This is a genomic window from Streptomyces sp. CO7, from assembly GCF_053474865.1.
Genome location: NZ_JBRIOU010000009.1, coordinates 64,017 through 64,675, shown reverse-complemented (window position 1 = coordinate 64,675; position 659 = coordinate 64,017). Strand labels below are relative to the sequence as shown.

At 77.5% G+C, this 659-nt stretch carries 1 protein-coding gene; it reads left to right on the top strand.

Annotated elements, in window-relative coordinates; all coding sequences use genetic code 11:
• The coding region (locus ACOV8S_RS26920; RefSeq protein ID WP_448320969.1) for a phosphopantetheine-binding protein at window positions 1-659 on the top strand (659 nt) is incomplete at both ends.

Sequence of the window (659 nt, the reverse complement as noted above, 5' to 3'; positions counted from 1 at the left end):
GTGAAGATCCGCGGCTACCGCATCGAGCCCGGCGAGATCGAGGCCGCGCTGCACACCCACCCCGGCGTCGGCGCCGCCGCCGTCGACGTCCACGAGGACGCCTCCGGCACCCGGCGCCTGGTCGCCCACGTGGTCCCCGCCGACGGCACGCCCCCCTCCGCGGCCGAACTCCGCGCCCACCTGCAGCGGACGCTCCCGTCCTACATGGTGCCCGCCGTCTACGTGCCGCTGGCCGCCCTGCCCCTCACCGTCAACGGCAAGCTCGACCGGCGCGCCCTGCCCGCACCCGGCCAGGACAGCTCTGCGGCCCACGGCCGGCACGTCGTACCGCGCACCCGGGCCGAGCGGCTGGTGGCCGACGCCTGGGCGGACGTCCTGGGCGTCGACGAACCCGGGGCCGAGGACGACTTCTTCGCCCTCGGCGGCGACTCCCTGCTCGCCGTGCGGGTCACCGCGCGGCTTCGCGCCGCCTTCGGCCAGGACGTCTCGCCGCGGCTGCTGTTCACCCACCCCACGGTCGCCGCCCTGGCCGCCGAACTCGCGCGGCCCGCGGGCGACGCCCTCGACCCCATCCCGGCCGCCGACCCCGACGCGCCCGCCCCGCTGTCGTTCGCGCAGCAACGCCTGTGGTTCCTCGACCGGTTCGAGCCGGGCGGCAC